Raw genomic sequence first — 20,842 nt, 5'->3', positions numbered from 1 at the left:
GCATCGAACCAATCCGCATAAATCCAGACGAGCGGCGGCGGCAAGGCCAGCCGCCGCTCTTGCGCGCCTACACGCAAACTACTTAAAAAGCTCCAGAAAAACCCTGATTGCCCGCGCGTTTTGGCGGCTGATATCGTGCGCCTCAAGCGCTGTGGAAGCGCTTCCACTCCAACCACCGGAAGGCCGGAACCATCGCGGCGCGCCTCGCGCTACGATGGACTGGCCAGACTTCGCGCAGGAGCATTCGTGACACACGATTCATCCGCTTCGCTGCATTCCGCCTCAACCGCCACGCTCGAAGACGACGCCTTCACGCCGTCGCCCGACTCCGCGCTCTGGCGCCGCGACTTCCTGCTCGGCGCGGCCACCGCCTCGTATCAGATCGAAGGCGCCGCAACCGAAGACGGCCGTCTGCCGTCGATCTGGGACACCTTCAGCGCCACGCCCGGCAAGGTGCTGGCCGGCGACACGGGCGCCGTCGCCTGCGATCACTATCACCGCTGGGCGGGCGATCTCGATCTGCTCAAGGAGCTGAATTTCGAGGCTTATCGCTTTTCGATCGCCTGGCCGCGCGTGATGGATGCGTCGGGCCGCCCGAACCCGAAAGGCATCGCGTTTTACAAGCGCCTGCTCGAACGCCTCAAAGAGCAGGGCATCCAGACCTTCGCGACGCTCTATCACTGGGACTTGCCGCAGCATCTGGAAGATCGCGGCGGCTGGCTCAATCGCGACACCGCCTACCGTTTCGCCGATTACGCCGATCTGATGAGCCGCGAACTGCGTGGTCTGGTCGATTCCTGGATGACGCTCAACGAGCCGTGGTGCTCGGCCTATCTGGGCTACGGCAACGGCCATCATGCGCCGGGCCTGGCGAACCCGCGTTATCCGACCCAGGCGATGCACCATCTGCTGCTCGGCCACGGTCTCGCGACGCAGGTGTTGCGCGCCAACGATGCGAAATCGGCCAAAGGCATCGTCGCGAACGTCGGGCGCGGCACGCCCAATTCGAACAGCGCAGCCGATATCACCGCCGCGCGCCGCTTCGAAGTGCAGCACAACGCGTGGATTCTCGATCCCTTGCTCAAGGGCGAATATCCGGCGGAACTGTTCGAACTCTGGCCGGGCACCGAGCCCTTGATTCTCGATGGCGATATGGAAACGATCGCCACGCCGCTCGATTTCCTCGGCATCAACTACTATTTCCGCACCAACGTGAAAAGCGACGGCGCGCACGGCTACACCGAAGTGCCGCTGCCCGATGTCGAGCGCACGCAGATGGGCTGGGAAGTTTACCCGGACGGCCTGCGCGATCTGCTGGTCGGCTTTCACGACACCTATGACAAGCTGCCGCCGGTCTACATCACCGAAAACGGCATGGCGTCGGACGATAGCGTGCAGGACGGCGAAGTCGTCGACGCGCAGCGCATCGCGTTTCTCAAGCGCCATCTGGCGGCCGTCGATGCGGCGATCAAAAAGGGCGTCGATATTCGCGGCTATTTCGTCTGGTCGCTGCTCGACAACTTCGAATGGGCCTTCGGCTACGAGCGGCGCTTTGGCGTCGTGCACGTGGATTACGACACGCAAAAGCGCACCAAAAAGCGCAGCGCCGAATTGATCGCGCGCTTTATCGCCGAGCGCAACGCACGCGAAGGCCATTAATCAGAGAACGGTATTAACCGTAATTGCAGTACCGGCTGCGCGCCGCGAGAATGCGTCAACAGGGGAAGTCACAAGCCGCAGGACCGCGCGCGCCAGCCACCCGTAACACCGCGATAGTTTGACTTCATGTACCCGCAGATAAAGCCGGCATAACCGGAGGAGACGTAATGAAGCAAAACGCACCTGTCCTGCGCGCCATCGCGGCCGCGCTGGCATTGGCCGGAGCGCTCGCCGCCCACGCCGCGGACGCGCCGCTCAAGGCCAATGTGATTCACTGGTGGACCTCGGGCGGCGAATCGGCTGCCATCAAGCAGTTCGCGCAAGCCTACGATCAGGCGGGCGGCCAGTGGGTCGACAACGCAATCGCGGGCGCCGACCAGGCGCGCGCCACGGCCATCAACCGCATCGTCGGCGGCGATCCGCCCACCGCCGCGCAATTCAATACGTCGAAGCAGTTTCACGACCTGATCGACCAGGGACTCCTGAATAATGTCGATGCGGTCGCCACGAAGGAAAACTGGAACGCCATCCTGCCGGATTCGGTGCTCAACCAGATCAAGGTCAATGGTCACTTCTACGCCGCGCCGGTCGATATTCACATGCAGGACTGGTTCTTCTACTCGAAGCCGGTATTCGCCAAAGCGGGCATCGCCAACGAGCCGAAGAGCATGGACGAACTGTTCAGCGATCTCGACAAACTCAAGGCAGCGGGCGTGATTCCGCTCGCGCTGGGCGGCCAGGCGTGGCAGGAAAAGATCACTTTCGATGCGATCTTCGCCGACATGGACCGCAATCTGTACATGAAGGTCTATCGCGATCGCGACGCCAATGCGGTCAATTCGCCGGCCTTCAAGAACGTGCTCGCCACCTTCAAGCGCCTGCATAACTACGTCGATTCCGGCTCGCCGGGCCGCAACTGGAACGATGCGACAGCGCTGGTGATTTCGGGCAAGGCCGGCATGCAGATCATGGGCGACTGGGCCAAGGGCGAGTTCTCGAACGCGAAGCAGGTTGCGGGCAAGGACTTCGGCTGCTTCCCGGGTTTTGCGAATTCGCCGTACATGATCGCGGGCGATGCCTTCGTGTTCCCGAAGACCGACAATCCGCAGGCCGTGAAGGCACAGCAACTGCTGGCGTCGGTGATGACATCGCCGAAAGCGCAGGCCGCGTTCAGCGAAAAGAAAGGCTCGATTCCGATTCGCCTCGACGTGGATACCGCCGGTTTCGACGTCTGCGCGAAGGAGGGCATGGCGATCATGAAGGACAAGACGCGTCAGTTGCCCAACCCGGAAATGCTGATTCCGCCCGATGTGCAGGGCTCGCTCCAGGACGTCATCACCAACTTCTGGAACAAGAACCAGTCGGTCGAGGACGCGCAGAAGGCGTTCGCCACGGCCATCAAGAGCTAGATGCCCATGTACGCGCTCAAGCTGGACGAAGCCAAACAACGGTCTAAACGGCAGGCGCGTGCAGTGCGCCCCATGCGGCGGCGCGTCTCGCTCGCCGCATGGATCGCGCTGCTGCCGATGGCGGCCACCGTCGTGTTCGCGTATCTGGGCACGATGTTGTGGACCGCACGCGTGTCGATGAGCTATTCGCGCTCGCTGCCGTCGAACACTTTCGCGGGCGTCACGCAGTATGTGCGCCTGTTCGAAACCGAACGCTGGATCGTGTCGCTGCAAAACCTGGCGATCTACGGCGTCTGCTTTATCGTCGCCTGTCTCGTGATCGGTTTGCTGCTGGCGATTTTCATCGATCAGCGCGTGGCCGCCGAAGGCGCGCTGCGCACGATCTTTCTCTATCCGTATGCCATGTCGTTCGTGGCGACCGGCCTGGTGTGGCAGTGGATTCTGAACCCTGAACTCGGCGTGCAGGCGGTGTTGCGGCACATGGGTTTCGAGCACGCGCAGTTCGACTGGATCGTTTCGCAACGCTTCGCGATCTATACGCTCGTGATCGCGACCGTCTGGCAGGCGTCGGGACTGGTGATGGCGCTGCTGCTCGCGGGCCTGCGCGGCATCGACGAAGAAATCTGGAAGGCCGCGCGCCTCGACGGCATTCCGCGCTGGCGCGTCTACGCGAGCATCGTCGTGCCGATGCTGAAAACGTCGATGTCCACCGCCTTCGTGCTGCTCTTCGTGATGGTCGTGAAGCTCTACGACGCCGTGGTCGCGATGACGCAAGGCGGTCCCGGCACGGCCAGCGAAGTGCCCGGCAAGTTCATCATGGATTATCTGTTCAACCGCGCGAATATCGGCCTGGCTTCGGCCGCGTCGATCGTGCTGCTCGCCACCGTGCTCGCGATTCTCGCGCCGGTGCTCTATGCGAGAAACCGCATGGCCAGCAAAGGAGAACGAGCATGAGCGCGCCGTTGACCGATTCATCCGGCGCCATTCCGCGCGTTAAACGCGCGACGCCTGGCACGAAAGGAAAACCCAGGCGCAGCCGTTTGACACCGGCCCGCCTGGGTATCTACGGATTCCTGATTATCGCCGCGTTGTTCTTCCTGTTACCGCTCTACGTGATGCTCGTCACGTCGGTCAAGCCGATGGAGGAAATCCGCCTCGGTCATCTGCTGGCATTGCCGCGCCATTTGACGCTTGCGCCGTGGCAGGACGCCTGGTCATCGGCGTGCACGGGGCTCGAATGCGCGGGCATTCGCGTGGGCTTCTGGAATTCCGTGCGCATCGTCGTGCCCAGCACGATCATCTCGATCGTCGTGGGTGCGGTGAACGGCTATGCGCTGTCGTTCTGGAAACCGCGCGGCGCGGGCCTGCTGTTCGCCGTGCTGCTCGCGGGCGCGTTCATTCCGGTGCAGGTGATGGTGTATCCGCTCGTGCGCGTGCTGGCGACCGTGCATCTGTTCAGTTCGCTGCCCGGCATCGTGGTGATCCACACGATCTTTGGCATGCCGGTGATGACGCTGCTGTTCCGCAATTACTATGCGTCGCTGCCGCAGGAACTGTTCAAGGCGGCGCGCATCGACGGCGGCGGCTTCTGGCGCATCTTCGCGCAATTGATGTTGCCGATGTCGGTGCCCATCATCGTGGTGGCGATCATCATGCAGGTCACGGGCATCTGGAACGACTACATTCTGGGCCTCGTCTTCGCCGGCACCCGCAATCTGCCGATGACCGTGCAGCTCAACAACATCATCAACACCACCACCGGCGAGCGGCTCTACAACGTCAACATGGCCGCGACGATCCTCACTTCGCTCGTGCCGCTGGCGATCTATTTCGTGTCGGGGCGCTGGTTCGTGCGCGGTATCGCGTCGGGCGCGGTGAAGGGCTAAATCAGGCACTAGGCGTAATACAAGCGAGACATTAGCGATGACGAACCTGGCAAACGTATCGGTGCGCAATCTGCGCATCGAGCTTGGCGCGAACACCGTGATCGAGGACCTCGACCTCGACGTGCGCGCGGGCGAATTCGTAGTGCTGCTCGGCCCTTCGGGTTGCGGCAAATCCACCTTGCTGCACAGCATCGCGGGCCTGATCGACGTGACGGACGGCAGCATCGAGATCGGCGGCGAGGACATGACCTGGGCCGACCCGAAAGATCGTGGCGTGGCGCTCGTGTTCCAGTCCTACGCGCTTTATCCGACCATGAACGTCGAGCGCAATATGTCGTTCGCCTTGCGCATCAACGGCACGCCCAGGCCGGAAATCGAGCGCCGCGTCAAACGCGCCGCCGACATGCTCCAGCTCGGCCCGCTGCTCGCGCGCCGTCCCGCGCAGCTCTCGGGCGGCCAGCGCCAGCGCGTGGCGATCGGCCGGGCGCTGGTGCGCGAAGCCGATGTGTTCCTGTTCGACGAACCGCTGTCGAATCTCGATGCCAAGCTGCGCACGGAACTGCGCCGCGAACTCAAGCAACTGCACCAGCAGCTAGGCGCGACGATGATCTACGTGACGCACGATCAGGTCGAAGCGATGACGCTCGCCACGCGCATGGCCGTGATGAAGGGCGGCGTGATCCAGCAGTTCGGCACGCCCGCCGAAGTCTATGCACGCCCGGAAAATCTGTTCGTGGCGACCTTCCTTGGCACGCCGCCGATGAACCTGTTGCGCGGCACGCTCGAAGCCGACGAAGGCAAGCTCTGGTTCCGCGGCCCGCAACTTTCCGTCGATGTCACGAATTACGCGTTCAAGGGCGCGCCAGATCTGACAAAGCCCTGCATACTGGGCGTGCGTCCCGAGGACGTGCGCGCGGGCGCGGGCGCGCGCGGTGATGCGCTGCAAGGTAAGGTCACCCTGCTGGAACCGATGGGTAATCATCGTGTGCTCTGGCTCGATTATCATGGCGCGCAGATCGCATCGATCGATCAGGACAAGGCGCCGCTCGCAGGCGGGGCGCCGGTGCCGTTCGAGATCGATGCATCGCAGGTATCGCTGTTCGACGAAGCGAACTCGGAGCGGCTGTAAGCAGGTCGCAAGCACGCTGCGACACGACAAAAAGACCAAGGGACGAACCAGACGTGGCAACCCTCAAAGACGTGGCAACACTCGCCGGCGTGGGCCTTTCCACCGCCTCGCGCGCGATCTCGGGCAAGGGTCCGGTATCGGCCGAGGCGGCCGCGCGCGTACAGGCGGCGATCGATCAGCTGAACTTCCGGCCATCGTCGATCGGCCGGGCGATGGCAACGCAGTCGCTCGGCATCATCGGCATCTTTGTGCCGACGTTCTTCGGCTCGTACTACGGCACGATACTCAAGGAAACCGATACCGAGCTGCGCGCGGTGCGCCGTCACGTGGTCGTGGCGACGGGCTGCGGCGAAGCCTCGCCGCGCGAGCAGGCGATTGAGGCGGTGCGCTTTCTGATCGGCCGCGATTGCGACGGCGTGGTGGTCATCAGCCACGATCTGCACGACGACGATCTGGGCATGCTGCACGCGCTGCATCCGCGCATGGCGTTTTTGAACCGCGCGTTCGACCAGTTGCCCGATGCATCGTTTTGCGCCGACCACTTTCACGGCGGCGAACTGGCGGCCCGCACGCTGATCGAGCACGGCCACCGCGAGATTGCGGCGATCGGCGGTACGGCGAGTTCCTCGGACAACCAGGCGCGTCTGGATGGTTTTTTCGCCGAACTCGAACGCCACGGCATCGAACGCGAGCGCGTGCCGCTCATCATGTCGGACTTCTCGCCCGAAGGCGGCTATGCGGCAGCGGGGCGGCTGCTCGATTCGAAACGGCGCTTCACGGGCCTGTTCTGCGCGAACGACACCATGGCGATGTCGGCGCTTGCGCGGCTGCAGCATGCGGGTATTTCGGTGCCGCGCGATGTGTCCGTGATCGGCTACGACGATGATTATTCGGCGGCCTATATGGCGCCTGCGCTCACATCCGTCCACATTCCCACGGCCGAACTCACGCGCAATGCCGTGCGCTGGCTGATCAACCAGTGCTACGGCACGGAGTGGGACATCGAACGGCGCTTCGACGTGAGCGTGACGATGCGCGCGTCGGTCGCGCAGGCGAACCCGGCGCGCACAAAGTAAAAAGCAAAACCCAGGCAAAGTCAGTACTGCAACGGCACGTGCCGATACGCGTAATCGGGTTCCACGTAGCCGTTCGGCTTCTGGCGGTGCGGCAGCTTGACCTTGTCGCGCGGCACCGCCTCATAAGGCACCTTGCTCAGCAGATGCGCGATGATGTTCAGGCGCGCGCGCTGCTTGTCGTCCGAGTGCACATAGAACCACGGCGCGAAATTCGTATCGGTTTTCTCGAACATCTCGTCGCGGGCGCGCGAGTAGTCGAACCAGCGATGGTAAGACTCCAGATCCATCGGCGAGAGTTTCCAGATCTTGCGCTCGTCGGTGATACGCGCTTCGAGGCGGCGCGTCTGTTCTTCCGGGCTGACTTCGAGCCAGTACTTGAGCAGGATGATGCCCGAGTGCACGATGGCGCGCTCGATCAACGGCACCGTGGTGAGAAACTCCTGCACCTGTTCTTCGGTGCAAAAACCCATCACGCGTTCGACGCCCGCACGGTTGTACCAGCTGCGGTCGAAGATCACGACTTCGCCCGCCGCAGGCAGATGCGGCAGATAGCGCTGGAAATACATCTGGCTCTTCTCGCGCTCGGTGGGCGCGGGCGTGGTCACGACGCGAAACACGCGCGGATTCACCCGTTCCGTGATGGCCTTGATGGTGCCGCCTTTGCCCGCGCCGTCACGGCCTTCGAACAGCACGCAGACTTTCGCGCCGCTTTTGACCACCCACTCCTGCATTTTCACGAGTTCCTCGTGCAGATGACGCAGCGTTTTCTCGTAGGCTTTGTCGCTGAGTTTGTCGTCGGGCTTGCCGTTGGGCTTCTCGTCAGATTTCGGCGCAACGTCTTTCGATGCCTTCTTCGTCTTAGTATCGGACATGGCGTTCCTTTCCATCGGACTGGTTGAGAGAGCATGCGGCGACGAAGCAGCCCGTGCCGCGCGCAAGTCGCAGGGTAGTCGACGTGTCTGCGCCGGAGCAACGCGATTCAGGCATCCGTCCGGCATACATCAAGGTAAGTGCAAAACATGTGCAAACGGACAAGGTCGCAGCTTGCACGGGGGATCGCGTAAAATCAGGCTCGTTCCCATCCCGCTTCGATCGTCATGTCCGCGGACTCATCCGTCCAACCTGCGCCCAAAAAAGAAGAAGGCGTCGCCGTCATCGACCGTGCGTGCGCCATCCTGTTTGCGTTCCGTCCCGAGGATAGCGCGCTCACGCTTGCCGAGCTTGCTGCGCGCACAGGGCTCTACAAGAGCACGCTGCTGCGCCTGGCCGGCGCGTTGATCCAGCATCGGCTGCTGCTGCGTCTGGACGATGGCCGCTACCAGCTCGGCCCGGCGACGTTCGCGCTGGGCGCGCTTTATCAACGCGGCCTGAATCTCGGCGATATCCTGCTGCCGCTGATGCGCGAACTGATGGAGAAAAGCGGGGAGAGCGTCTCGTTCTACGTGCGCGACAACGCGGTGCGCGTGTGCCTGCATCGCGTCGATTCGAAACATGTCGTGCGCCATCATGTGCGTGAAGGCGACGTGCTGCCGCTCGAAACCGGTTCGGGCGGGCGCGCGCTGCTCGCCTTCGGCGGCGAGCCGGGCGAGAGCCACGATCAGACGAGGCGCGATTTTTACTGCATGTCGGTGGGCGAGCGCGATCGGGAGACCTCGGGCGTATCGATGCCGGTGTTCGGCGTGCACGACACGCTGCGCGGCGTGCTCACGCTCGCGGGGCCGAGTTCGCGCATCGACCATGCATTCGTCGAGGCGAATCTCGATGCGCTATTCGATTGCGCCGCCCGCGCAACCGATGCGCTGGGCGGCGATTCGCGTGCGCTGCGCGCCGCGCAGCAGCGCGCGCGCGCCTGAACACGTTTAAGCGTCTGCAGAATCAGCGTTTGTTGTCGTTGTCGTGTTCGTTATCGCGCTGGAGATGACGCTCCGCCGGGCCGGTGTACGCGTAAGCCATCTGGCGCGGCATCGGTCCTTTATTGCGCTCGCCGCGGCCGCGCTGCTCCCATGCATGCGCGAGAATGCCCACCGCCCGCGACAGGCAGAACACACCTCGCGCAAGCTCGGGCGCAAAGCCCAGTTCGGCATAGATCACGGCGGTCGCGCCGTCGATATTCATCGGCACCGGCGTGTCCTTGCGCTTTTTCAGCAGCGCTTCGATACCGCGCGCGATCGCTGCATAACGTCCGCCGATCACGCCGCGTTCGACGCGGACATCGACCATTTCCAGCAGACGTCCCGCACGCGGATCGACCGGATGAAAGCGGTGCCCGAAACCCGGCAGATATTTGCCGTGTTCGGCGATAAAGGCATCGACGCCTTGTTCGACCGCGTCGTCCAGCGTGCTGCCCGCATCGATGCGCTCGCCGATCGCCGCGTAAAGCTCGACCGCCTGCTGGCCCGCGCCGCCATGCACATCGTCGAGCGCGTTGAGCGCCGACGCCATCGCGCCATTGAGCGGCAGCCCGCAACTCGTGGCGATACGCGAAATCGCAATCGACGGCGCGTGCGGGCCATGATCGACCGAGGCCACCAGCGCCGCTTCGAGCAGCGCGGCTTCGTCGTCGCTGGGCAGGTCGCCGCGCAGCATCAGCCAGATCATCTGCGGAAAACTCACGCGGCCGATCAGTTCCTGGATCGGGTAGCCGCGGACCTTGATCGAGCCCGGATGAATATCGATGATGGAGGTGCGCCAGTAGTCGGCGCACAGCGCGGCGAGGTCGGCGTTGCGGTTGTCTTGCGTCGTGGACATGTTCAGATCACTCCTTGCGCGCGCAACGTTTCCACCTGCGCGGCGTCGTAACCGAGTTGCGCGAGCGTTTCGCGCGTGTGAGCGCCCAGCGTGGGCGCGGGCGTGGTGGGCGCGGCATCGGCGTCGGACAGGCGCAGGCCGGCACGCGTGACGCGTTGACCCGCCTCGCCATGCGCAGGCGCGAATTCGCGCACGAAGCGCCGTTCGGCCAGATGCGGATGCGCCAGAACCTGCGGCACCGTGAGCACGCGGCCCACCGGCACGCCGCGCGCGAGCAGACGCGTTTCCCAGTTCGCGGCGCTATCGGCGGCGAGCGCGGCTTCGATATCGGCCTTGAGTTCGGCGCGATGCTGTTTGCGCAGATGGCGCGCGGCATAGCGTGCGTCTTGCGGCAGGTCCGGGCGGCCGATCACCTCGCACAGGCTCTCGAACTGACGCGTTTCGTTGGCGGCGATGTTGAGCAGGCCGTCGCCGGTTGCGAAGGTGCCGGAGGGCGCGGCGGTGAAGTTTTCGTTGCCCATCGGCGTGGGCTCGACGCCGGCGTTCAGATAGTTCGACACGGCCCAGCCCATGCTGGCCAGCGTCGATTCGAGCATCGACACGTCGAGCCGTCGGCCACGCCCGCTCGTGCGCGCATCGACCAGCGCCGCGCAGATGCCGAACGCAGCGGTGAGGCCGCCCACCGTATCCGAGACCGGATAACCCACGCGCAACGGCGCGCTTTCGGCATCGCCGGTCACGCTCATCACGCCCGCCATGCCCTGAATGATCTGATCGTAGGCAGGGCGGGGCGCCAGTTCGCCGCTATCGCCGAAACCGGAAATCGCGCAATACACCAGCCGCGGATTTGCTTCGGATAGCTGATCAAATCCCAAACCGAGGCGATCCATCACGCCGGGGCGGAAATTCTCGACCAGCACGTCGGCGTCCTTGACGAGTTCGAGCAGGATCGCCTTGCCGCGCGCGTCCTTGAGATTGAGCGTGATCGAGCGCTTGCCCGCATTCACGGCCACGAAGGACGCGCCCATATTGCGCGCGGCGGCGTCCTTGTCGGCGCCCAGACGGCGCGCGAGATCGCCGCCTTCGGGGTGCTCGACCTTGGTGACATCGGCGCCGAGCAGCGCGAGTTGATAGGCGCAGAACGGGCCCGCAAGCACGTTCGACAGATCGAGAACGCGTACTCCAGAGAGAGGCAACATCGTGATTCCAGCCTGTTTTTAAAGCATCAATGGGAAATTTCTTCGAGCGAGCGCTGCGTAGTGCGCGGGCCGAACAGGCCGATCGCCGCCATCACCATGACCATCGCGCCGGTGATCAGCGCGAAGACGCCCGGGACGCCGAAATGACGCAGCGCGAACGCAATCATGAAACCCGAGAACATCGCGGAAAGGCGCGACATCGAATAGACAAAGCCCACCGCCGTGGCGCGCATGCGCGTGGGAAAGAGTTCGACCTGATAGGCGTGATAGCCGACCGATAGCAGCGTGCCGCCCAGCGTGATGAGCACGCCGAGCAACATCAGCATCGCGGGCGCGGTCTGGAACGCGAACAGCGTGCCGAACACCGCAATGGCGAGCGCGGCCAGCACGATCAGCGTCTTGCGCTCGATGCGGTCGGCGATCGCCATGCCGATCAGCGGACCGAACGGATTCGACGCGGCAATCACGAAGGAATAGAGCAGGCTGTGCGTGACCGTCACGCCTTTGGAGACGAGCAGCGTCGGCACCCAGGAAGCGAAGCCATAGAAGCCGATCGCCTGAAACAGGTTGAAGACGAGCAGGGTGATCGTGCGGCGGCGATACGGCGGCTGCCAGAATTCGGCGAAACGCGCTTTGGCGGGCGTTGCGTGCGCCGTGCTTGCCGTATCGAAGGAAGGCGCGGGCAGCGCGCGGCCGTATTGCGCCTCGACTTTGGCTTCGAGTGTCGCGAGCACGCGTGCGGCTTCCTCGTAGCGTCCGCGCTGTGCGAGCCAGCGCGCGCTTTCGGGCACGCGGCGGCGAATCGCCCACGCAATCAGCGCACCGCACGCGCCGAACATCACGACCCAGCGCCAGCCGTCGAAACCGAGTGGCGTGCGCGGCACGAACCACCACGCGAGCAGCGCCACCGCTGGCACCGCCGTGTACTGCACGAGATGCACGAAGGCGAAGGCGCGCCCGCGCATGTGTTTGGGCACGAGTTCGCTCACATAGGTGTCGATGGTGACCAGTTCGATCCCCACGCCGATGCCCGCGATCAGACGCCAGAGGTTGATCGCCGGGGCGCTGGTCTGCATCGCCATGACAAACGTGGCCGCCGAATACCAGAGCAGCGAGGCCGTGAACATCGTGCGGCGGCCATAGCGGTCGGCGAGTCTCGTGAAGCAGAAGGTGCCGATAAAGAGGCCCGCGAACGAAGCCGCCACGAAGGCGCCAAGACCCGAAAAGCCGAAGAACGACGCCGTGGTGGTCGAATAAAGCCCGCTTTTGACGAGGCCCGGGCCGACGTAGGCCGTGAAGAACAGATCGTAGAACTCGAACCAGCCGCCCAGCGAGAGCAGCAGCACGAGCGACCAGACCGCGCGCGTGGCCGGCAGTCGGTCGATGCGCGCGTTGATCTGTGCCGCGGAGCTGGGCGCGGCGGCATCGCGAGGCGGCGCGTGGGTCGCGCGTAGCGGCAGACTGGACATGGTGGCGTCTCCTGAGCAGAAGCTGCGGCATGACGTCCGCAGTTCGCGTTGTGTGATGTGTCGTTGCGTTTCGGCGATCGTTCTATCTGGTAGAACGTCGTTCTATAAATCGCAAACGGATGATAACGCGAGGTTTTATCGACACCGACCAGGGGTTTTACGGAGCACCTCACCTGGCAACGCCATCGGCGTGAAGCTCGGCACGCAGTTCGACATGAAGCCCGACATGAAGCCCGCCACGCACCCGCGCGAGCGCGCGCATTCATGTGACGAAGTTTTGGGAACTGCTAAGCTCGGCGTTATGAAGCGTGCGCGACGCTGTGCGGCGTCGATGCGCTTCGCCGGCCGTCATCGCCGTCCGTGCAAAAGTGCATCGATGCAGGGAAGCACGGCGAGACAGGAGAACGAGGGAACGGCGGTCGGATCAAGCGATCTTTCAGTCAGGAGACGATGTGAATAAAAGAGTCTTCCCTGGAGTCAATCGGCGCGCGCTGCCTCGATTTAACGGCACGAAGTTATCGCTTTCGATGGGCGTGGCGCTGCTCGGCGCCGTCACGCTCGCGGGCTGCGCGCATCAGGAAACGTCGGGCGAGCGAGCGCCAGCGCAATCGAACGTGCCTTCGCCGCTCAACGATCTGGGCACCGACAGCACGGAGAACGGCGGCGCGTCGAGCGCGATCGATGCGCACGCAACCGATGCGCTCGATGCAATGGGCACGTATCTGCGCACCTTGCACGCGTTCGAAGTCGATGCCGATTCGGCCACCGACGCCGTGCTCGACAACGGCCAGAACGCCGCGCTGCTGCGCCATACAGTGCTCAAGGTCAAGCGCCCCGACCGTCTGCGCGCCGATATCACCGGCGATGGCAATGTGCGCGGCATCTTTTACGACGGCCGCCGCTTCACGATCTACAACCAGAAAAAGGGCTTTTACGCGCGACGCGATGCGCCGCCCACGCTCGACGGTCTGGTCCACGACCTGGCCGCGAACTGGCACATCGAAACACCGCTCGTCGATCTGTTTTACTGGGGCAACGGCAAATCGGACGATCTGGCGATTACGTCGGCGCAGACGATCGGCGTCGAGAAAGTCGATACGCGCAGTTGCACGCATTACGCCTACCGCCAGCAGGGCGTGGATTGGGAACTGTGGATCGAAGCGGGGCGCCGGCCGCTGCCGTGCAAGATGATCATCACCGATACGACCCAGACTTCGCGCCCGCGCCATGAAGTGACGTATCACTGGCGGCTGAATCCGGTGTTCGCGCCTTCGACGTTCGTGTTCCGGCCGCGTGCCGGCGCGCGCCAGATCGAGCTCCAGCCTGCCGACGCGACGTCGGGACAAACGTCCGATGTGGAGGCTCAATGATGCGCGGCCAGACTACGCAACGTGCAATCGCGGCGGCGCTGACGATGTCGATGGCGCTGGCCTCGGGTGAGGCGCTGGCGTTTCGCGGCATGGCGCGCACGAGCATCCATCCGATGGGCGGGAATTTTGGCGGCGGCGGGATGCATACGCGGCCTGGATTCAACGGCGGCGGCGAGCAGATGCATACGCGCCCAGGCGCCAATGGCGGTGGCGAGCAGTTTCATGGCGGACAACCGGGGCCTGGGCCGCAGCCCCATCCGCCGGGGCCTCAGCCGAATCCGAATCCCAATCCGCATCCGCCAGGGCCGCAACCTGGTCCTGGACCCGCGCCAGCACCGCATCCTCCTGGGCCAGGGCCTGGACCCGGCCCAGGCCCGGGTCCGGGACCGCATCCGCCCGGGCCGCCGCCACCTCCGCCGCCTTACTGGGGCGGCGGCTGGTACGTCGATCCGGTTGCCGCGGCGGTGACGGTCGGCGTGACGGCGGCCGTGGTCGGCTCGATGGTCGCGACGCTGCCGCCATCGTGCACGGCCGTCGTGGTCGGCGGCGCGACTTACGAGCAGTGCGGCGCGACCTGGTATCAGCCGCAGTATGTGGGCACGCAGGTGCAGTACGTCGTCGTGACAGCGCCTCGATAAACGCCGGGGCAGGGAAGCCGGCGGACGCGCGTCCGCCGGTGTAACGCGAGCACGAACAGGCGCCAACAAACGTGATCCGGCAACGATCACACGTCATCGGAATGAAAGCTTCGGACCCGCAGATCTCATAAACCGCAGCGCATCGCGGGGGCTTAAGCAAGCCTTAAGCAAGCGCCGACGAGACTGTCGGTCAGGTCCGAAAATGTATCCGATGTAATGAGAGCGATCTACGCAGATCTGAAACGTGCCCGCATGCGTCCGACGTCGAGTCGGGTCGCCGTGCTGCAGCTGTTTCACGAAAATCCGAACGAACACATGACCGCCGATCAGGTGTTCCGGCGCGTCCCGCCGGACACCGAGCAATGCAGCCTCGCGAGCGTCTACCGCGCGCTGGCGCAGTTGCTGGAGGCCGGGCTGATCACCAATGCGTGGATCGGCGAGCAACGCGTCGTGTATGAACTGAACCGTGGCACGCGCCATTCGCATCTGGTCTGCAACGACTGCGGCACGATCCGCGATATCGACGACAGCGAACTCGAGGCGCAGCACGCGACGATCGCAGCCGCGCGCGAATTCACGTACACGAGCGCGAGTCTGGTGATCTTCGGACGATGCGCGCATTGTGCGGCGGCGATCGAGGCTGGCGCGCGGCGCATTCCGGCGCGAGCCGTTGCGCATCGCATGGAATAAGGTGCGGGAGAAGCAAACCCAGCGCGGTTTGAAGGCGCTGGGACGCAGGGCGAGAGGCGGTTTGACGGCTTCATCGCCGTGTTTTTGTGATTTGACATAACATAAATTATCGAACTTTTATTTGAGGTAGCTAAGCCCTTCTTAGCCACCTCAAATCGCCGCAAATTTACTCCTTCGCGTAATTGAACTCCGGCATCGCCTTCAACGAAGACTTATCCGTCTGCAGCACGATCTGCTTGGCGCTGATCTGCAGATCGTTGAACGGCACGGCAACAAGATGTTTGCCCATGCCCAGAAAGCCGCCCACCGAAAGAATCGCAAACGCGCCGGCATTCGGCGACTCGAGCACGATATCGTCGATTTCGCCGATCTTGTTGCCGTTGTTGTCATACACGTCCGAGCCGACCAGTTTCGACGCTCTAAAACCCGTCCCGGACTGAACCGTTGCCAGGCGTTGCACGGCGATCGATTGCGGCGTGCCCTGGCCATAAGCGAGCGACGAACCGGCCAGGCCCGAAGCCGCGATCATCAGCGCAAACGCGAGCGAACTGGCGCGAGTTTTCATGATGTTTTCCCCCTCGACGATGGTTGTGGATGTTTGTCGTCCGAGCGTTGCCAGACTTCAAACACCCCAGAGCAAGCCACATGCCCGTCGCCGGTCGGACATGCTTTGCGCAACCGCCGTTCCAGCCACGGCACGCGCCTTGCAACCGACATTGGCACTCGCAGGCATCGCATCGTCAGGAGGATGCCTATGCCGCTCGCCTCGCCGCTTGCCTCGTTTGCCGCTATCCACGCGCATCTGCCCACCGAGGAGCCGCTCGATCCGCATCCCAAGCCGCCGCCGCCCTTGCCCGACGGCGACGTCCCTCCGCCTCCGCCGCTTGGCGATCCGCCCTCGGATGCGCCGCCGGAGCGCGCCTGGCATTGAAGCGCAGCGTATGCCTCAAAGTCCACGCCGCGCCACCGGCACGCCCGCGCCGCGTTCGCCCAGCAATTCGCGGCGCGAGCGCGTGAGCAGCAGCATGATCTGGTCGGGGTCGGCGGGTTTGGTGATGTGCCAGTCGAAGCCCGCCGCGACGGTCTTTTTGCGATCTTCTTCCTGTCCCCAGCCCGTTAGCGCCACGACCACCATCTCGGACGAATCGGGCATCGCGCGCAGCGCACGCGCCACGTCGTAACCGCTCAATCCCGGCATGCCGAGATCGAGCAGCACCGTCTGCGGACGAAACACCGCCGCGAGCGCCAGCGCCTCTTCGCCCGCGTGCGCCACGCGCACATCGTGGCCCGAGATCGACAGCAGCAACGCGAGGCTTTCCGCCGCGTCCCGGTTATCGTCGACAACGAGCACGCGGCGCGTGCTGCGCGCCGCGTCACCCGGCTCATCGGCCGCGACGCGCTCGGGCTGTGTCGGCACGACGATCGGCAGAATCACGCGGAATTCGCTGCCCAGATTCGCCCCGGCCGAGCGCGCGTGGATCGTGCCGCCGTGCAGCCGCACAAGCCCCTTCGAGAGCGCGAGGCCGATACCCAGCCCGCCTTCGGTACGCGTCGAGCGCGCGTCGATCTGCGAAAACATCGCGAACAGGCGCTCGTGCGCGTCGGGCGGCAGACCGATGCCGTCGTCCTTCACCGCGAGTTCGACCGAGTCGCCGGACACCGTGATCGTCAGTTCGATATGGCCGCCCGGATCGGTGTATTTCCCGGCGTTATTGAGCAGATTCGATACGACCTGGGCCAGCCGCAGCGCATCGGCGTCGATCAGCACATCGGGCAGCGGCGCATGCACGACAAGCGCGTGACGCTTGCGCTCCAGCAAGGGCCGCGACGCTTCCACGGCGGTCTGGATCACGCCCGCGAGACTCACCACGTCGCGGCGCAGCTCGAGCTTGCCGCAGGTGATGCGCGCGAGGTCGAGCAGATCGTCAAGCAGTCCCGACATATGCGTGACCTGACGGCGGATCACGTCGGTGGCCCACGCCAGCTGCCCGGGCGTGAGCGACGCCGAAGCCAGAATCGCCGCTGCGCTGCGGATCGGCGCAAGCGGGTTGCGCAGTTCGTGCGAGAGCGTGGCGAGAAACGCGTCCTTCTGATGATCGGCTTCTTCTAGCTGCTGACGCACGCGCACATGCGCCGAAATATCGCGGAAATAGCAGACCAGGCCGAACTGATCGTCGGGCAACGGCGTGCGGTGCACTTCCCATTCGTAGCATTCGCTGCCTTCGCGGTCGCGCCGCGCCTCGATGCGCTCGGGCGTGTGATACGGCTGCCCGGTTTCGAGCGTGCGCCGGAAAATATCGACGATTTCCTCGGCGTACGGCGCGTTCCAGACCCGCCGCATCACGGCGCTCACGTCCTCGCCGATCAATTCGGCCGCATCGCCGAAAAACGGCCGCGCGGCCGGATTCACTTCGCGTATGCGCAGGTCGCGATCGACCAGATAGACGCCCAGCGGCGCCTCGTTCATGAGCGTTTCGAATTGCGCGGTGCGCAGACGGATCGATTCCTGGGCGTCCTTGCGCTCGGTCACATCGGTCATCAGCACGGCGGCGCCTTCGGCCGCCGGATAGATGCGCGTCTCGAACCAGCGGCCCGTGTGGAGGCAGCGCGTTTCGAACTGGCGCGCCTCGCGCGCGACCAGCGCGGCTTGCAAGGCTTCGGCAAAACCGTTGGTCGCGGCTTCGGGACAGACATCGACGAGCCGTTGGCCAAGCGCCTGCGTCGCGGTTTTGCCGGCCAGTTCCAGAAAGCGCGGATTCACCAGCGTCAGCCGCGCGTCCTGATCGAGCAGGAAGAACTGATCCTGAATGCTCGAGAGCGCCAGTTCGAGCAGTTGTTCGTTGGCGCGGCGAATCTGCGTGCGTTCGAGCAGCGCGCCCACCCGCGCCGCCAGTTCGCGCGCGGAAAACGGCTTGACGAGATAGTCGTCGGCGCCGGCGTCGAGGCCTTCGAGGCGCGACTCTTCGCCCGCGCGCGCCGACAGCAGGATCACCGGCACGCCGCGCAAGGCCGCATCGCGGCGCACGTCGGCGAGCAGGCCGAAGCCGTCGAGGCGCGGCATCATCACGTCGGAAACGATCAGGTCGGGCCGATGGCGGCGCGCCATCTCCAGCGCCTGCACGCCGTCCGCGGCGAGATCGACCTGATAGGCGCTGGCGAGCAAAGTGCCGACATAGGCGCGCATATCGGCGTTATCGTCGACCAGCAGAATGCGCGAGCCGAAGGTCATCGCGAAACGCCGGTCGCGCAAGCCCGTGAACGCCGCGCTCGCCGCCGGTTCCGCCGGTTCCGCTGGTTCCATGCGCAGGCCGTCGGTTTCGCCGATGGCGGCTTTGTCCGCCGACGCCGCCTGGCCGTCCGCCTTCCCTACGCCTGGCGTGCCCAGCCAGCCTGCGGCCTCCGCCGCAAACGCGGCGGCAAAGTTCGACGCGCCTGGCGTGGCGGCGCGCAGATGCGCCGCATCCAGATGCGCGCTGCCAAGCGGCACGCTCACCGTGAAGCGCGACCCGTGCCCCGGCTCGCTCCACGCCTCGATGCGCCCGCCATGCAGCTTGACCAGTTCGTAGACCAGCGCGAGACCGATGCCCGAGCCTTCCTGCGTGCGCCCTTGCGTGCCCTCTACGCGATGAAAGCGCTCGAACAGGCGCGGCATTTCGTGGGCCGGAATTCCGCTGCCGCTGTCTTCGACCGTGAGCAGCGCATCCGCGCCATGACGCGCGAGACTCACGCCGATGCGCCCGGCCAGCGTGAACTTGAAGGCATTCGAGAGCAGATTCAGGACGATTTTTTCCCACATCTGCCGGTCGACATAGACCGCTTCGTCGAGCCGGCACTGCACGCGAAACGCCAGCCCGCCGCGCTCGATCGCCGACCGGAACGTGCTCGCCACGTCCTGGGTCAGGCGCGCCAGATCGGTCGGCTCGTAGCAGACGTCGATGCGCCCTGCTTCGATCCGCGCGAAATCGAGCAGCGAATTCACGAGGCGCAACAGCCGGTGACCGCTGCGGCGCGCGAGACGCAGCAAGGCCAGTTGCGCGGGATCGTGATTGGCGGCAACGAGATCGTCGAGCGGCGAAAGCATCAGCATGAGCGGCGTGCGCAGTTCGTGGCTGACGTTGGAGAAAAACGTGGTTTTGGCGCGATCGAGCGCGGCCAGTTGCTCGACGCGCCGACGTTCGTTTTCGACCGCGCGCGCCGCTTCGACAATGCTGCCCGCCTGCGCCGAGACCAGTTCGATAAAGCGGCGGTAATCGTCGTCGAATCGCAGCCGCGGGCTCAGACCCGCGACGAGAAAGCCGATACAGCCGTTCGCGTCAGCGGGCGCGGCGGAATCTGCACGACCGGTTGCACGCATCAAGGGCACGACGGCGGCGCGGCTCACCGGCTCGGGCCAGACCGAAGGCGCAGGCAGCAAGCCAGCGAGCGCGTCAGCCTCCAGCGGCGCGCCCGAGCGCGCGGCTTCGGCGAATGCGAGCCCGAGGGTGCCGGCATGCGCACCGTGCAGCGGCACATCAGCGGCGAGATGCGGAGAATCGGCGTGACTGGACGCCGTGCGGTGCGCGAGCGCGCCATCCTCGCCCAGCAGATAGAGCGCGACAAACGGCAGATCGTGCCGGTTGGCGTCGAGCGCGGCGACGATCTCGTCGCACGCACCCGCGACCGACTGCGCGCTGCGCGCCGCGCCCGACAGTTGCGCCACAGACGCAAGGCGACGTTCGGAGAGGATTCGCCGCGTGTCTTCGGTCACGACGCACAGCATGCCTTCGACCGCGCCGTCGTCGCCATGAACCGGGCCGTAGGAAAACGTGTGATACGTCTCTTCCTTGAAACCGTTGCGCTCGAGGAACAGCAGCAGGCTTTCGTCCCAGGTCGCTTCGCCGGTGGTGAGCACGTGCTGGATGCGCGAACCCGCCTCGGCCCACACTTCCGCCCAGACTTCGCGCGCGGGCAAGCCAATGAATTGCTGCTTGCCGCCGAGCGTCGGCCGGTAAGCGTCGTTGCAGAGAAACGTGAGATCGGGCCCGTAGGCGAGCCACATCGCGTAGCGCGAAGCGAGCATCAGGCGCACGACGCTCTTGAGGCTATGCGACCAGTTTGCGTAGGCGCCGAGCGGCGTGCCGGACCAGTCGAAAGCGCCGACGAGCGCGGCCATGCCCACGCCGGCGTCCAGCGGCTGCGTGCGCTGCTGGACGCCCTGCCCGACCGCCGCAATGGCCTCCTCCACGACAGTGCGGATGGCGTGCTGGCGCGCCTCGCTCCCGTCGTCGCGCTCTGCTTCACCGGTCATGAGGTCTCCCGTGGGGGCTGGGTCTGGCTTGCCGCCTGGTATGTCGCCTGGCCTGCTGCTGGGTTTGCCACATCGGTTTGCCGCATGGGTTCGCCGAATGGGTTCGCCACCATCAGTGCCCGTTGCGGACAGTGCCTCATAGCAGCAATTTGCGCGCCTGATGCCGATCCGTTCGAGAGTGCGCCCTGCCCGCGCGCCGTGTCAACGCTCCCGCACCCGCATTCCGAAGACGAATCGCTTGCGGCACATCGCTGCCGACGGGGGCGCCAGGAAGCGCGTCAG

General features: G+C 64.7%; 17 protein-coding genes. 11 read left to right on the top strand and 6 right to left on the bottom strand.

Annotated features, from left to right (window positions below; translation table 11 throughout):
- Positions 1-270 precede the first annotated feature (270 nt).
- The 6 genes from G3N59_RS05975 to G3N59_RS05950 all read left to right on the top strand — a co-directional run bounded on the left by G3N59_RS05975 (position 271) and on the right by G3N59_RS05950 (position 7,159).
- On the top strand, positions 271-1,659 hold the full coding sequence (locus G3N59_RS05975) for a GH1 family beta-glucosidase (protein ID WP_241023235.1): 1,389 nt from the start codon (positions 271-273) through the stop codon (positions 1,657-1,659).
- 167 nt (positions 1,660-1,826) lie between these two features.
- On the top strand, positions 1,827-3,068 hold the full coding sequence (locus G3N59_RS05970; protein WP_205981640.1) for an ABC transporter substrate-binding protein: 1,242 nt from the start codon (positions 1,827-1,829) through the stop codon (positions 3,066-3,068).
- A 6-nt stretch (positions 3,069-3,074) separates the two neighbouring features.
- Positions 3,075-4,022, top strand: a complete 948-nt coding sequence (locus G3N59_RS05965; protein ID WP_205981639.1) for a sugar ABC transporter permease — start codon at positions 3,075-3,077, stop codon at positions 4,020-4,022.
- Positions 4,019-4,954, top strand: coding sequence for a carbohydrate ABC transporter permease (locus G3N59_RS05960; RefSeq protein ID WP_205981638.1), 936 nt, complete (start codon positions 4,019-4,021; stop codon positions 4,952-4,954). The genes G3N59_RS05965 and G3N59_RS05960 overlap by 4 nt, the downstream gene beginning before the upstream one ends.
- Before the next feature lie 37 nt (positions 4,955-4,991).
- A complete protein-coding gene (locus G3N59_RS05955; protein WP_205981637.1) occupies positions 4,992-6,083 on the top strand; it encodes an ABC transporter ATP-binding protein in 1,092 nt (363 codons plus the stop codon).
- Positions 6,084-6,136: 53 nt separating this feature from the next.
- A complete protein-coding gene (locus G3N59_RS05950) occupies positions 6,137-7,159 on the top strand; it encodes a substrate-binding domain-containing protein (protein ID WP_205981636.1) in 1,023 nt (340 codons plus the stop codon).
- Positions 7,160-7,179: 20 nt separating this feature from the next.
- Here the strand turns inward: G3N59_RS05950 and ppk2 are convergent, their stop codons facing one another.
- Positions 7,180-8,031: a polyphosphate kinase 2 gene (ppk2, locus tag G3N59_RS05945; RefSeq protein ID WP_205981635.1), complete on the bottom strand. Its 852-nt coding sequence runs from the start codon at positions 8,029-8,031 to the stop codon at positions 7,180-7,182.
- A 225-nt stretch (positions 8,032-8,256) separates the two neighbouring features.
- Between ppk2 and G3N59_RS05940 the strand changes: the two genes are divergently transcribed.
- Positions 8,257-9,012 carry an IclR family transcriptional regulator gene (locus G3N59_RS05940; protein WP_205981634.1) on the top strand — a complete coding sequence of 252 codons (756 nt, stop codon included), beginning with the start codon at positions 8,257-8,259 and terminating at the stop codon, positions 9,010-9,012.
- A gap of 22 nt (positions 9,013-9,034) precedes the next feature.
- Here G3N59_RS05940 and G3N59_RS05935 read toward each other — a convergent pair whose 3' ends face one another.
- The 3 genes from G3N59_RS05935 to G3N59_RS05925 are packed head-to-tail and all read right to left on the bottom strand — an operon-like array spanning position 9,035 to position 12,575.
- On the bottom strand, positions 9,035-9,907 hold the full coding sequence (locus tag G3N59_RS05935; protein ID WP_205981633.1) for a citryl-CoA lyase: 873 nt from the start codon (positions 9,905-9,907) through the stop codon (positions 9,035-9,037).
- A gap of 2 nt (positions 9,908-9,909) precedes the next feature.
- A complete protein-coding gene (locus G3N59_RS05930) occupies positions 9,910-11,106 on the bottom strand; it encodes a CoA transferase (RefSeq protein WP_205981632.1) in 1,197 nt (398 codons plus the stop codon).
- 26 nt (positions 11,107-11,132) lie between these two features.
- Complete coding sequence (locus G3N59_RS05925) at positions 11,133-12,575, bottom strand: MFS transporter (protein ID WP_205981631.1); 1,443 nt, start codon at positions 12,573-12,575, stop codon at positions 11,133-11,135.
- Positions 12,576-13,027: 452 nt separating this feature from the next.
- Here G3N59_RS05925 and G3N59_RS05920 point away from each other — a divergent pair, with 452 nt between their 5' ends.
- The 3 genes from G3N59_RS05920 (at position 13,028) to G3N59_RS05910 (ending at position 15,273) form a co-directional block, all read left to right on the top strand.
- Positions 13,028-13,945 (top strand): DUF2092 domain-containing protein, encoded by a 918-nt coding sequence (locus G3N59_RS05920; protein WP_205981630.1) that lies wholly within the window; start codon positions 13,028-13,030, stop codon positions 13,943-13,945.
- Positions 13,945-14,583, top strand: a complete 639-nt coding sequence (locus G3N59_RS36915; RefSeq protein WP_241023219.1) for a DUF6515 family protein — start codon at positions 13,945-13,947, stop codon at positions 14,581-14,583. Before G3N59_RS05920 ends, G3N59_RS36915 begins: the two co-directional genes overlap by 1 nt.
- A gap of 252 nt (positions 14,584-14,835) precedes the next feature.
- On the top strand, positions 14,836-15,273 hold the full coding sequence (locus G3N59_RS05910; protein ID WP_241023218.1) for a Fur family transcriptional regulator: 438 nt from the start codon (positions 14,836-14,838) through the stop codon (positions 15,271-15,273).
- 166 nt (positions 15,274-15,439) lie between these two features.
- On the opposite strand, the gene G3N59_RS05905 is transcribed toward G3N59_RS05910, so the two are convergent.
- Positions 15,440-15,838: a PRC-barrel domain-containing protein gene (locus G3N59_RS05905; protein ID WP_241023217.1), complete on the bottom strand. Its 399-nt coding sequence runs from the start codon at positions 15,836-15,838 to the stop codon at positions 15,440-15,442.
- A 189-nt stretch (positions 15,839-16,027) separates the two neighbouring features.
- Here G3N59_RS05905 and G3N59_RS37260 point away from each other — a divergent pair, with 189 nt between their 5' ends.
- Positions 16,028-16,204, top strand: a complete 177-nt coding sequence (locus G3N59_RS37260; protein ID WP_277397896.1) for a hypothetical protein — start codon at positions 16,028-16,030, stop codon at positions 16,202-16,204.
- A gap of 15 nt (positions 16,205-16,219) precedes the next feature.
- On the opposite strand, the gene G3N59_RS05895 is transcribed toward G3N59_RS37260, so the two are convergent.
- Positions 16,220-20,560, bottom strand: a complete 4,341-nt coding sequence (locus tag G3N59_RS05895) for an ATP-binding protein (protein WP_205981627.1) — start codon at positions 20,558-20,560, stop codon at positions 16,220-16,222.
- Between the last annotated feature and the right edge of the window lie 282 nt (positions 20,561-20,842).

Origin of the sequence: Paraburkholderia sp. Ac-20340 (genome assembly GCF_017104965.1) — a bacterium.
Lineage (GTDB): Bacteria > Pseudomonadota > Gammaproteobacteria > Burkholderiales > Burkholderiaceae > Paraburkholderia.
The sequence above is the reverse complement of the archived record's forward strand: the minus strand, read 5'-3'. Positions and strand labels throughout refer to the sequence as shown.